Source organism: Streptomyces sp. NBC_01446 (assembly GCF_026340095.1).
Classification (GTDB): Bacteria; Actinomycetota; Actinomycetes; order Streptomycetales; family Streptomycetaceae; genus Streptomyces; species Streptomyces aureus.
Genome location: NZ_JAPEPO010000002.1, coordinates 72,402 through 85,065 on the forward strand (window position 1 = coordinate 72,402; position 12,664 = coordinate 85,065).

The 12,664-nt window shown below is 66.8% G+C and carries 9 protein-coding genes and 1 pseudogene; 4 read left to right on the forward strand and 6 right to left on the reverse strand.

Annotated elements, in window-relative coordinates; all coding sequences use genetic code 11:
* The first annotated feature begins 75 nt into the window (after nt 1-75).
* Complete coding sequence (locus OG456_RS37690; RefSeq protein ID WP_266569632.1) at nt 76-2,355, forward strand: hypothetical protein; 2,280 nt, start codon at nt 76-78, stop codon at nt 2,353-2,355.
* Between the two features lie 862 nt (nt 2,356-3,217).
* Nucleotides 3,218-5,173: a serine/threonine-protein kinase gene (locus tag OG456_RS37695; protein WP_266569633.1), complete on the forward strand. Its 1,956-nt coding sequence runs from the start codon at nt 3,218-3,220 to the stop codon at nt 5,171-5,173.
* 155 nt (nt 5,174-5,328) lie between these two features.
* On the opposite strand, the gene OG456_RS37700 is transcribed toward OG456_RS37695, so the two are convergent.
* Together OG456_RS37700 and OG456_RS50580 are read right to left on the reverse strand one after the other, a co-directional pair.
* Nucleotides 5,329-5,517: a hypothetical protein gene (locus tag OG456_RS37700; protein ID WP_266569634.1), complete on the reverse strand. Its 189-nt coding sequence runs from the start codon at nt 5,515-5,517 to the stop codon at nt 5,329-5,331.
* Nucleotides 5,518-5,744: 227 nt separating this feature from the next.
* Nucleotides 5,745-6,236, reverse strand: coding sequence for a DUF2809 domain-containing protein (locus OG456_RS50580; protein WP_323136425.1), 492 nt, complete (start codon nt 6,234-6,236; stop codon nt 5,745-5,747).
* 806 nt (nt 6,237-7,042) lie between these two features.
* Here OG456_RS50580 and OG456_RS37710 point away from each other — a divergent pair.
* Nucleotides 7,043-7,708, forward strand: coding sequence for a hypothetical protein (locus tag OG456_RS37710; protein WP_266569635.1), 666 nt, complete (start codon nt 7,043-7,045; stop codon nt 7,706-7,708).
* Between the two features lie 341 nt (nt 7,709-8,049).
* Here OG456_RS37710 and OG456_RS37715 read toward each other — a convergent pair.
* From OG456_RS37715 to OG456_RS37730, 4 genes and pseudogenes are all read right to left on the reverse strand, one after another.
* Nucleotides 8,050-9,230 (reverse strand): IS3 family transposase gene (locus OG456_RS37715; RefSeq protein WP_266568492.1). Its coding sequence is split into 2 segments (ribosomal slippage): nt 8,050-8,963 and nt 8,963-9,230, totalling 1,182 coding nucleotides; the frame shifts between segments, so codons are not numbered across the junction.
* A gap of 24 nt (nt 9,231-9,254) precedes the next feature.
* Complete coding sequence (locus tag OG456_RS37720) at nt 9,255-9,641, reverse strand: hypothetical protein (RefSeq protein WP_266569636.1); 387 nt, start codon at nt 9,639-9,641, stop codon at nt 9,255-9,257.
* Nucleotides 9,638-10,468 carry an IS5 family transposase gene (locus OG456_RS37725; RefSeq protein WP_266569637.1) on the reverse strand — a complete coding sequence of 277 codons (831 nt, stop codon included), beginning with the start codon at nt 10,466-10,468 and terminating at the stop codon, nt 9,638-9,640. Before OG456_RS37725 ends, OG456_RS37720 begins: the two co-directional genes overlap by 4 nt.
* 489 nt (nt 10,469-10,957) lie before the next feature.
* Nucleotides 10,958-11,847 (reverse strand): annotated as a pseudogene (locus OG456_RS37730) (IS630 family transposase); the annotation flags it as partial.
* Between the two features lie 274 nt (nt 11,848-12,121).
* Between OG456_RS37730 and OG456_RS37735 the strand changes: the two are divergent.
* On the forward strand, nt 12,122-12,484 hold the full coding sequence (locus OG456_RS37735; protein WP_266569638.1) for a hypothetical protein: 363 nt from the start codon (nt 12,122-12,124) through the stop codon (nt 12,482-12,484).
* Nucleotides 12,485-12,664 lie beyond the last annotated feature (180 nt).

The following is a 12,664-nucleotide window of genomic DNA, read 5'->3' on the forward strand; positions in this document are numbered from 1 at the left end:
TTCGGCCTATCACAGAACATGATGATGCCGGACGCAGGCAGGATGACGCGCTTGACACTTGCCTGGGGGGTGTCCGTGCCGCAGCACGAGGCAATGAGGGCTGGTGTGCCGCCGATCGACTTCGTTGCCCACCAACTCCGTGCGAGTGGGCAGGGCGGCGCACGGGACGACTTCGAGAAGATGGTTGCCGACCTGGCGCATACAACCGTTCCCCGCGTCAGGATGATCGCAGCGAACCCGGGCGATTGGGGCATTGATGCCTTCGCTGGTGATCTGTGCGGTGAGGTCACCGTCTGGCAGGCCAAGTACTTCCATCCGCACACCACCGCCAGCCACAGGGGTCAGATCACCAAGTCCTTCGACTCGATGATCAAAGCAGCGCACACGCAGAACCACACGGTGCACCAATGGGTGCTGTGTATCGCCTCCAGCATGGACGGCCCGACCGCCCAGTGGTGGGACGGCTGGAAGAAAGAACAGGCAAGGATCCACCATCTCGACATCGAGTTGTGGGACGAGACCGAGCTCAGGCGCAGGCTGTACGCCCCGGAAGCAGAGCGGGTTCGGCGCGCGTACTACGACCCATACGCTGCCGCGCCACCGGCGGAAGCTGACCAGTCTCGGATCCTCGTGGAGATGCCCGGCAGCCCGGTCGCCGAATGCGATCCGTTCGACCTGGAAGTGCACCCCTGCATCAAGCGCGCTGGCGCAGGCACCAGGGAACTCCCGTCCTACGTCGCGCGCAACCATGATGTGCGTCTGCGGGCGCGGGTCGATGAGGCGGTCGGCGGCAGAAGCCAGATGGTCGTCCTGGTGGGTGAACCCTCCGCCGGCAAGGCCCGGGCCCTGTGGGAAGCCGTCCGCCTACTGCCGGCCGACTGGAGGCTCTGGCATCCACTGAGCGCTGAGGACCTGCTGAACGGACTGACAACCGTCGGGCCGGCGACCGTGCTGTGGCTGAACAACATGGACAGATACCTTGCCCGCGGCGAGGGAGAGCGTGCTGCTGTCGGCCTGCGGAAGTTGTTGCGCAACGTCAAGCGGGTCCTGGTCCTTGGCACCACCTGGTCTCCTCGCATGGACCAGCTCACCGTTCCCTCCCGGCAGATCAGCGACGACATCCACCAGCACGCCCGGGATCTCCTCACCACCGACGCCCAAGTCATCGCCGTGCCCCACGTGTTTAAGGGACCGGACCTGCATGCGGCGCGTACGGCGGCGGACAGTGACCCGCGCCTGAAGGCCGCAACCCTTCACGCAGCGAACGGCAGGATCACCCAGTACCTGGCCGGCGTTCCCGCGCTCATGGAGCGCTGCCAGCGCGCCGAGGCGCCAACTGAGGCGGTCCTTAAGGCAGCCGCTGACCTGTGCCGCTATGGCCACGACCCGGAGAACCTACCGTACGCCCTGCTTGAGCACGCGGCCAGCGCCTACTTCGAAAGGGAGGAGTGGGACGGGCTTTCGCCTAGCTGGTTCGAGGACGCTCTTAAGTACCTCGGCCGGGACTGCCTGGGCGTCCCGGGACCTCTCGTCCGGCGGCGTCCACTCCCAGGCCACCCTGATGAGGCCTGCTACCGCCAGGCCGGTGTCCTGGTGCGGTGGGCCATTTACGGGCGGGGCTGGGGCTTTCCCCCGGAAGGCTTCTGGGAGGCGGCAGCGCTGTACGCGCGGACCCCCGCTGACCGGTTCGCCATGGGGGAGAAAGCCCACGAGTACGGCCGCTACCGCTACGCCGCCCTCCTGTTCGAACTGGCCGCCAAGGACGGTCACCCAGGGGCGTGGAAGCACCTGGTCGAGTTTCTTGAGACCCTGGGCCGCGCGGATGACGCCACGGCCGTCGCGCAGCGCATCGGACAGCCACACCTCCCGCAGGAGCTCACCGAGTTCCGGAGCTCTATAGAGACGATCACGTTGGCGTGGGCTCGAAGGCAGTGTTCGAGGACCGCTGCCCCTCAGCCAAGTGCGGTGGAGTTGGAGATGCACCGACTGCAGGAGGCCGGCCGCTGGGACGAAGCCGTTGAGTACGCCATGAGCGCTGCCCGCGAGGGTGACATCGAGGGGCTGGAGGAGGCCCTCCGGCTCTTGGAGGAAGCCGGGCAGCGCGAACGAGCCGAAGGCATCGCGATCAGCTACACGAATATCCCCTACCTCCTCGGGGATCTCGTCCAGATCCGGATACAGGCAGGAGACCAGGCGGGAGCCGAGCAGTTAGCCCGCGAGGCCGTGAACGGCGGCCACCCGGAGGCACTGCACGAGCTTGCCCGAGCGCGGGAGAACGCCAAGCGTCCCGACGAGGCCAAGGCGATCAGACGGTACGGGCTGACAGCGGACGGATCTCCGTCTGCTCCGTGGTGACACCGGGGGTCCCCTTGCTCCTCGCGCCACGCCGCGGGGTGCTCAGGCTTGGTGTGTCACTGACGAGCAGGCACGTCTGTGCTGATTGACGTTTCCTCAGCGGTGATCATTTACAGGTTTCGTCGAGGACGAGGGCGGCGCGGGCGATGTTACCGATCCGGCTCGGGCTGAGGGGGACGAGCTACAGGGTGCGCCAGCGTTGCCAAGATCCTGGTTCCGACTTCACCTTCCGAACGTCGGACCTCGCCCGGCCATGACTGGAAGGTCGCGCGAGACCGGCTGCGCTGTGAGTGAGCGTGCGGTCGGTGGAGCGGTGGCGCCGGGCCTGGCGCGAGCAGGGCGAGGCCGGCGTGCTGTCGTAGGGATCTCCAGGTCGGCCCCGACTCAATGAGGTCCAGGTGGCCCGGCTGGAGCGGGAGTTGGAGCTCGGTCCGCTTGCCCCCGGCTGGGCTGACGTGGTGGACGCTGGCGCGGATCAAGACGCTGATCGGCTGGCTGTCCACGTGTCGTACACGGTTGAGGGCATATGCACGCGCAGGACGTCCGGGTGTGCTTGGGACACAACATCCTCCACGTATGGGCCGTTGGCCCTGTGCAGTCGCGCCATGCGCATCAGAGCGCCTCCCCGTTCGTCGTGCCTACACGGCAAGTCCCATGGAGCGGTCGTCGTTTGCTGGAGTCGACCGTGAGCCGGGGCCCCGGACCGGCTTCTGCCGGATTCTGGCCTTCCCCATCACGCCGGGCCAGGCAGATGGCGCGCCGTGTTTCCTCACCGGTGGCAGGACTGTCGCCTGGAATCGCGGCATGAGACGGTTGCAGGCCGGACCAGCACTGCCTGTCTCATTGTTCTTGGGAGTCTTCGTTGCCCACGCGTGTCCAGCCCGCACGGCCTGGTGACCCCGGCCGGATTGGCCCCTACCGGATCATCGGCCGACTGGGCTCGGGCGGAATGGGCACCGTCCACGCGGCCCTGGATCCCGAAGGGCTGAGGGTCGCCGTCAAGCTCATTCATCCCGCGCAGGCCGACGACGACGAGTTCCGTGCCCGATTCAAGCGGGAAGTCGAGGTGTCCCGGCGAGTCTCCGGTCCCTGCCTGGTTCCGCTGCTCGCAGCAGACACTGGCGCCGTCACCCCGTGGCTGGCGACGGAGTACATCCCCGGCCCCACCCTCGGCCAGCACATCACCGCCAACGGCCCACTCGGCGGAGCCCTGCTGTATGCCTTCGCGGCCGGAACCGCAGCCGCGCTGACAGCCGTCCACGCGGCAGGGGTGGCTCACCGCGACGTCAAACCGGCAAACGTCATCCTCGCCCCGTCCGGACCCCGGGTACTCGACTTCGGCATCGCCCACGCCCTGGACGGCACCTCGGTGACCCGCACCGGCGTGATGACCGGCACCACCGGCTGGATCAGCCCTGAGGCTTACGGCACCGGCACCGCGGGCCCTGCCGGCGACGTCTTCGCCTGGGGAGCTCTGGTCGCCTACGCAGCCACCGGACGCCTGCCCTTCGGCACCGGAGCCCCTGACGCAGTCGCCTTCCGGGTGATGTCCTGCGACGCCGACACCGCTGGCATACCCGACGACCTTCTCTCCCTGGTGACGTCCGCACTGGCAAAAACACCCGAAGAGCGTCCCCTTGCCGCCACGCTCACCGAAGAATGCACGACGCTGCTCGCCGCCCAGACAACCCACGTGCTGCACCCGGACGCGGACGCAGCCACCGCTGTGGGCAACCTGGTGACAGCCCAGTGGGACATGCCCGCTCTGGACGACCCCGCGTGGCAGGCTTCTGCCGGACCGCGCAAGGGCTGCACGATCGCTGTAGTCATCGCAGCCGCCGCCCTGGGCGCGGCGCTTGCCGGGGGTCTCCTCTTCCAGGCAGACAGCAAACCCGGGACGAAGAGCTCCACGGGCGGACCTACATTTCTCCCCAGCCCGAGTGCAGACGCGACGGACAGCACCCACGCCGCGGTCCAAAGCCACAGCCCGGCTGGTACGGCAAAGGATGATCCAGGCGAGGCGTCCCTCACGGAGTGGAAAAGATCGCGGCCGGCCAGGACCCCCGCCGAGAACGACACCCTCGGGGCGATGGGTACGGGAGCCTGGCTGGATCCCGTCACCTACCCCGACTTCGACCGCGCCATCACCTTCCACAGGCAAAGAGGCGAGGTGTACATCGCGACAAGCGGTCAGGAGCTGACCTCGGTAGCGGTGCAGGAAGTCGCCACGACGGCATGCCTCGGCCTTCGGGACCTCATCAAGTCCTACCCGGACTTCCCTTACAACGAGTACGTCATCGTGGACACCGCCCACCAGGGAGGGCCGGCCATCGTGTGGGAGGACAACTTCCGCACGAACACCGCCTGCAGCGCATCGGTCCAGGACCGCAGCACTCCCACCACGGGGCAGGACGCGTGGTGGCAGCCCACCGATTCCGGCCTGAAGCAAGCGCAAGTCTCCAGTACGGACAAGAATGAGATCCGTGTCGCCGGACAAACCGTCAACAGCGTCATTTCCGAGTGGCAGGGCAACTCCCGCATCATCAACGATCCCAACTGGCTCGACCACCACAACATGTCCGTAGGCTTCGCCCGCGACGACGCCGTGATGTACATATGGGCCGACAAGCCCAAATGGGATGAGACAACACGGGACAAGTGGGCAGCCCTTGCAGCCGACACGGCCTGCCAGACAGTCCTCACCGAAGCCCGGGCCCGCAAGGAATGGCGCTACGCCAAGTACGCAGTCACCATCGTCGGCAATGCGGGATCCAGCACATTCCTGCGCTGGGGCTCAGCTGGTAGCTGCGCGGAGTAGCCCACTTCGCTCCTCACGGTCCGCAGATAGGAGGCGGAACGTGCGGGCGGGCGCCCGACTCCCCCGGGTTCCCCGGCTGTTGAACCGCGTTCCAGAACACAAGCGCCGTAGGACGGACTCATGCGAGCCCGCCCCACAAGAGGGGGATTTTGCCCTCAACTGTGAGCACCGTCGGGGTAGTCGTGGATCCAGGGCAGCCCGCCCAGGTCGAGACACTGGCGGGTGCGGGCGACGTCCACGTAGGCAAGGCGGGGCTTCGGCGTCATCGACCGGTCAGAGGGCGCGGTCTCCTGCGGGGCGTTTGCGCTGTTGCCCTTCGAGCGGGCGACGTCCGGTGCGATCAATACGCAGCGCCCTTCACGTCCTTTGACCTTGCGGGCGGTGAAAACGTTGACTTGGGCGTGAGCTCGGGGCGAGCTGGGCGACGGAGGCGAGAATAACCTCGGTGCCGTGGGCGTCAACGAGGTTGACCAGGACTGAAGGTCGCGGCCGGCCCGGTGGTGGGCGACGTAGTCCCGCAGATCGCCCCAGCAGGGGAACAGGAGCGTTCGGGGTGTTGGGTGCGGCGGCCTTACTTCACGTCGCGGGGCCGCTTGGGCGAGAGCGTGCAGGCCGTCTCCTCCCCCGACGAGAGCGACGCAGTGCCCCGCTTCCACGAAGGGCACGACCTGGGCCCTGGCGCCGACGTCGGTACAGCGCAGCACAGCCCCGGATGGTCGCTGTGGCGCCACCCCGACCAGGCGAGAAGCCACCCCAGGGCGGCTCCCACGACGTACCAGAACAGGTCCGGCGCGTTGAAGGTCGCCCCGAAGAGCGGCTGCAGAACTGTCGGGATCCCTGCGATCTGCAACAGCTCCACAGCCCAGCTGAACCCCAACGCGACACCGGCAACAACAGCCGGCCGCAGCCGCGGCGCCACTATGACCATGACGGCACACGCCAACACCGTATAGAGAGCGTCCCCCGCGTACTTCGCGAAGTCTCCGCCGGTCCACGACCGCACGCCGAGACCTGCCGCGACGGTCACCCCCGCCGCGCCGAAAGCCCACCACCGTCTGCTCATTCACCGGCTCCCTACGCGCTGTGTCGAACCCGGGGTGGCTCAGCCCATCGCTCGCCCGGCGGGTGAGGCACTCCCGACCACCGCGGACCGCGACTGCAGCGCCCGCGCCGTGGCCACCAAGCTCGGACCCTCCCCGCGGACGCGGGAAGCGCAACTGCGAGAGAACACCAGTGCATCGACGTCGGGGACCATTCCCCGCGGATGCGGGGAGACTTGGGCCTCAATGGCCCCTCTGCCCACGTCGCGCCAACAGCACGCCAGTCCGCCGAAGTTGACGTGCCCGTCCGTACCGACGATACGGAACAGACGAACAGGCGAATCAGCCCCCAGAAGGCAGACAGTTGAGCATACTGGGGCATGACAGGCTCGTGTCCTGCACTGGCAGCGACCGTGGGGGAGGTCGACATGCCCATGTCCGGGCAGCAACGCACACAGGTGTGGCGCGCGGCTATAGCCGCGCTCGTTGCGATAGTTGGCACGCTGGTTGCACTGTTCGCCACGGACACGATCGGCGGCGATCGGAATGAGTGCAGTAACCAGGCTGTCTGCGGTCACGACAACGACACCAATTTTGGTAACCCGTCTGATCCGACCGACGATCGGACCGACAGTCAGGAGCCGAACAGATGAAGCTCCCGATCGTCCTGGGTACCGCCTTGACGGTGTGTGCCGGCACACTGCTGCTGGGATGCTCCAGCAACGAGTGTTCAGGGGCCTCTGTCTGCGGTGGAGGAAACTCAGTCGGCCAGGCGCCCTCGCAGAAAACACCATCGTCGGCAGCGCCAGCCCCCGGAGGCCCACTGCTGGTGACCCACAAGTGGCCCACCGCCAAGGTCTGCGACGGGTCCACCTCCGTTGCCATGCCAGCTGACGGCAGACCGCTGGCCCAGTTCGATCCCTCTCAGCAGGATTTCCGCTCCGAAGTGACCACGCCAGGCAACAAGGGCGGCACATGGGGCAGCGGATTTCTCTATCTGGACCTGAGCGCTGAGGGAACAGAGTCCGTCACCGTCGACGAACTCCACCTGACCACGCGTGTCCCCAAGAAGATCGGCCCACCCGAATGGGTGGCTCTGACGCAGGGCGGCTGCGGCGACGTCAAGGACCGAGTTTTCGATCTGGATCTAGACAAGCCCAAGCTTGTCGACCGCGGCGTTGTCGGTAGTGGGGAGTCCAATCCGAGTGAGCCACCGGTGCGAACAAATCCGCTCGGATCTGGTTTCACCGTCAGCTCTACAGACCCGGCAATCATCCGCGTCGACGTATCCGCCTGCCACGGCAACTACGAGTGGTCTCTGCAGATCGACTACAGCTACCACGGCAAACCACTACACAAGGTAATCGGGCCCTTCAAGTCATTCGGCGCTGCCGGCCAGAACACCGCCGTGTACACCCCGGACCTCAGCACCGGAAAGGTCGGGACACCCAGCCCGCCAGCGGATGTGCCTATCGGCTGCAGGCGACAGCAGTAGATCAGCCGGAGGGACAGGCGGCGGGAGATGACTCTGGCCTTCCCTGACCGCGCCGGTTTGACGGCATATCCGGGCGGAGATGTCCGTTGCACGGGGGGCAGGGCGCAAGGGGTGTGGCAGGGTCAGGACTTCGGGGGCGGGTTATGAGAGTGCGGAACGTGAGTTCTTGTCCGTTTCGTAGTTGAGGTTGGGCAAGGATCGCTGGTCATGGGCGCGAGATGGTCCTCAAGCGCCGGGGCGGGCGAACAGGCCGGGTTCGGGCTCGGCGAGGATGCCGCGGCTGACCAGGCGCTTGAGTTTCGAGCGGATGGGGCCTTCCCCGTGATCGTGGACACCGGTTGTCATGCGGCGGTGGCCAGCGTAGTTGATCGATGCTCGTAGGTGATCGGGCTGATCTGGCCGAGGCGGGAGTGCCGTCGCCGGGTGTTGTAGCGGGTCGCCCAGCGGAAGACCGCGAGGCGGGCCTCACGCGCCCCGTTCCACCGCTTCCGCCCCTGTAGCGTCTCGCGCTTCATGGTCGCGTTCAGACTCTCCGCGGCGGCGTTGTCCGCACTCGTGCCGACCGCGCCGCGCGATCTGGTCACGCCCAGCTCCGAGCAGACCTGGGCGAACTCCTTCGACACATATTGCGCCCCGTTGTCGCTGTGAAATATCGCCCCGCGCAGACCGTCCCCGCCGCGGGCCCTCGCTGCGGCCCTGAGCGCGTCGGTGACCAGCGAGGTCCGCATGTGGTCGGCGATCGACCAGCCCGCCAGGCGTTTCGAGCACAGGTCCAACACCGTTGCCAGATAAAGAAATTGGCCGTTGCCGATCGGGAGATAGGTTATGTCGCCCACGTACTTGGTGTTCGGCACCTGGGCAGCAAAGTCCCGCTGGAGCAGGTCCGGCACCGGTGTCGCCGACGGCTCGGGAATGGTGGTGCGGACCTTCTTGCGCAGGTGCAGCCCGACGATGTGGAACTTGCGCATGACGCGCTCGACCCGCTTGTGATTGACCGGCCTCCCGGCATCCTTCAGCTCGGCGGTGACGCGCGGAACCCCATAGGTGCCGTCCGATTCCTGATGGATCCGGTTGATGTGCTCGGCGAGCTCGGCATCCGCCCTCGCCCGGCCGGCCCGCGCCGATGCGCCAGCCAGCCACCGGTAGAAGCCGGACCGCGAGACCGCGAGTATCCGGCACAGCCGCTTGACGCCGAAGGCGCCACGGTGATCCTCGACGAACTGGAAGCGGCTGCTCACCAGCTGGTCTCGGCCGCAAAATACTTCGCGGCCCTCCGCAGGATCTCCCGCTCGAGCTCGAGTTCCTTCACCCGCGCCCGCAGCTGCCGGTTCTCCTTCTCCATCGCGGTGGCCTCCACCGCCCCGGGCCGGGCGGCCTGCCCGGCATCCCGCACCCACGTGCGCAGCGTCTCGTGGTTAACGCCCAGGTCCTTGGCCACCGACGCGTATGTCCCACCCGGGCTCGAGTGGTACAGCGCGACGGCATCGGCCCGGAACTCAGGCGAGTACTTCGACGTCCCCAACGGGAACTCCTGTCCTATGGATCATCACGATCCAATGATCAGGGTGTCCACGCTCAAGGGGAAACGCCCGATGCCTTCGGTGTTCTTCGGGAGGATTGGCAGGTCGAGGGCCTGGCACAGGTCGCGGGCGCGCATCGGCCGGCCTGTGTCGGCCAGGGCGGTGAGGATCTGCTGGTAGGCGGGGTGGTCCGGGATGTCGGGGCCCTCCGGCTCGGTGGCGGGTGAGGGCAGCGGGAGCGTGAGGAGGGTCTTGCGGGTGATGCGCAGGTTCTCGCTCTCCGCGTCGATCTCGCCGAGCTGCCGGGTGAGTTCCTCGATGCGGTCCCGCAACTGCCCGGCCTGGTCGGTTAGTTCGCGCTCGCGGTTCTCGATGTGTTCCAGGATGGCCTTGACCTGCGGGTTGTCGCTCATGCGGTCCTCCAGGAGGCGAGGGTGGCTCCGGTGAGGCGGCGGCTCATGACGGAGGTCATCGCCCACAGAACGCGGGAGCGGGAGGAGGCGGGACGGTGTTCGTAGTCGCGTACGAGACGGCGGTAGAACATCAAGATCCCGTTCGTCTGCTCCACGATCCACCGCTTCGGCTGCGGAACGAACCCGCTCTGGTCCGGGTTGCGTTCGACGATCTCGACGTCGATGCCCACGGTCTTGCCGTGCTCGACGACCTTGTTCTTGAAGCCCTGGTCGACCAGGGCCTTGGTCACCGTGTCGCACTGTGCGGCGACACCGTCCAGCAGGGCGATGCCGGCGGCGTTCTCGTGCGCGGAGGCGGGCAGCACGACGCAGTCGACGACGAGGCCCAAAACATCCACGGCCAGGCATCTCTTCCTGCCCGGCACTCTTTTAGCGGCGTCCTTGCCGGTCGTGGTGGCGGGGACGCCGACCGCGGCGTGGATACTCTGCGTGTCCAGGACCACCAGGCTCGCATCGGCTAACCGCCGCTTCTTCTCGCGAAGTTGCCACCGCATCAGATCGTGGACGGTCTGGTCGGTGCCGTCATCGCGCCACTTGTAGAAGTAGTACTTCACCGCGCCGGCGGGCGGCAGGTCGTGGGGCAGCAGGTCCCACTGGCAGCCGCTGCGGTTCTGGTACAGGATCGCGTTCACGATCTCTCGCATCTCGTATCTGCCCTGATGGCCGCTGACCGACGGATGCGTGGCCTTCCAGGCTGTGATCACGGGCTCGACCAGGGCCCACTGCTCGTCGGAAGTGTCACTCGCGTACGGCTTGCGCATGCTCATGCCACAACCCAAGCGAATCCCGAACGCCTGACCGGCCGCGATAGCTCAACATCACACCATCGAGCGATCACAAGCCGGACAGAAGATCACGTACCGCACTCTGAGGACTCCGAGCAAGTCCTCGGTGAGATCGCAGATGATCAGGGACGCGGCGAACAGATCCGCAACTGGTTTCGCCGCCCTGGCTACGTCCCGGAATCACTCTTCTATCTCTTTGCAGGCCGCCCCGAGCGCATCCTCATCTCCTCGATGGAGGAACGCGCCGCAGCGCTCTGGCCGCACTGCGACGCTCCAGGTAGATAACGCCTCTGACCAGCGCAGACCCTGCACCCGCCATAACGGTCTGCACGAGAACGACATGGGCCTTCGTCACTCATGTCAGTACTGGATCGGCACCGCACGTCAGTGCCAACCACCAGCTCACCTGGCTTGTGCCACTGACACCTAAATGACGATGTCCGACTGACACTCTCCTGCAGACCATCAGTTCTCGGCGGCGAGTTGGGCCTGGTCGCGGGCCCGGCTGTGCATCGGAAGGCTCCGTTTGAGGTCGGCGTTGACCAGCTCGTGAGGGTTCAGCTCCGGCGAGTACGACGGCAGGAGGTGCAGTTCGATGCGGTCCGGGTGATCGGCCAGCCAGGCGCGGACCTTGCGGGAACGGTGCGCGGAGTGGCCGTCCACGACGAGGTGCACCTTATGGTCAAAGTGGCCCGCGATCCGGTCCAGGAAGCGGCACATGACATCGGCGTCGAAGGTCTCGGGGAACCCCATGAAGTGCATCCGGCCCTTCGTGCTGATCGCGGACATCGCATTGACTGAGAACCGGTTGCCCGTGCGGCGGACGACCGGGGTGCACCCTTTGGCACCCCAGGTGCGGCCGGTGACCTGGTCAGAGCGGATGCCGACCTGGTCGGCGAAGAGCACCTCACCTCCCTCGGCCTTCGCTCTGGCCCGGATTGCCGGCCAGGTCTCCTCTTGCCAGACGCCGACCGCTTCCTCGTCCTGCTCCACGGCCCGCTTATCCGGACGCTGGAACGACAGCCCCCACCGGCGCAGGTAATTGCCCACGCCCTGCTCGGTCAGCCGCACCCGGTACAGCTTCGCGATCAGATTCCCAACCCCGGCGCGGGTCCACAGCTGCCCAGCCAGCCCCAGATCACAGGGACGATGATCCAGCACGGCCTGCCGGATCGCCTGCTGCTCGACCCCATCGAGAACCTGATGTTCGCCGACCCGGCGTCCGCGCGGCCGGGCCACCAACGCCTCGCGCCCGCCCGCCACTTCCCCCACCAGTTGTCCACCGCCTTGAGCGAGACCTGGAACACCACTGCGACGTCCTCGCGGGTTCGGCCCGCCACCAAGGCAGCCACCGCCCGCAGCCGAAGGGCCTCCTGCGCCGACGGCGACAACTGCCGTGCGTCCTTCACCAGTTCACTCACGCAGGGGTCAACGCCCCGGAACCCCTACCGTTTCGGATCAATAGGTCTCTTCGGGTGGTGGCTACGCCCGGGTTTGATGTGTTCTCGGTGGCCTCGGGTCGGCTCATTGGGGAGCGAGCGGGGGCAGGGTATCCGGCGCGGGTATTCTGCTGCGGGGGTTGCAGGTGGCAGGGTCGAGTGGACGCAGTTTCAGCCGGGGGGCAACGTGGTGCGAGTGCTTAAGGCGGTAGTCCCGGTCCTCGCCCTGGTGGCGGTGGCGGCGGGGTGTTCCTCGTCCGAGGGCAGGGACGCGGAGCGGCTGACCGCGCAGCGGGAGAACTACTGCACGCAGCTGGGGGCGTGGCAGAAGGCGCGGAACGCGGCGGGCACGGACACTCCGAAGTCAGGGTACGACGATGTCGGGGCGGTCGCTCAGGACGCCTTCCTCGCGATGCGACCGCTCCGGGATGAGCCCGTTGGCGGAGGCCGCACCTTGGCGGAGGCGACGGTGGCAGCGATGAACAACCGTGACTCCGAGGCGGAGGGGCGCGTCGTGCAGTACTGCGGCGATGTCGGCTTCGAGACGCTGACCCGCTAGTGACCTGACCTGAGTCAGATCTCTGGTGTGGTCTCCGAACGCGTTGCCCTATAGATCGTGTTGAGCATCGGTTTGAGTGAGCGGCCACGGTCGGGTGAACGTCAGCTGAGATCGGCATGCGCGATCTTCCATGGGCTGGTGGGCGAACCGCTTCGGTGCGGTGAACGGTCCGGAATATAG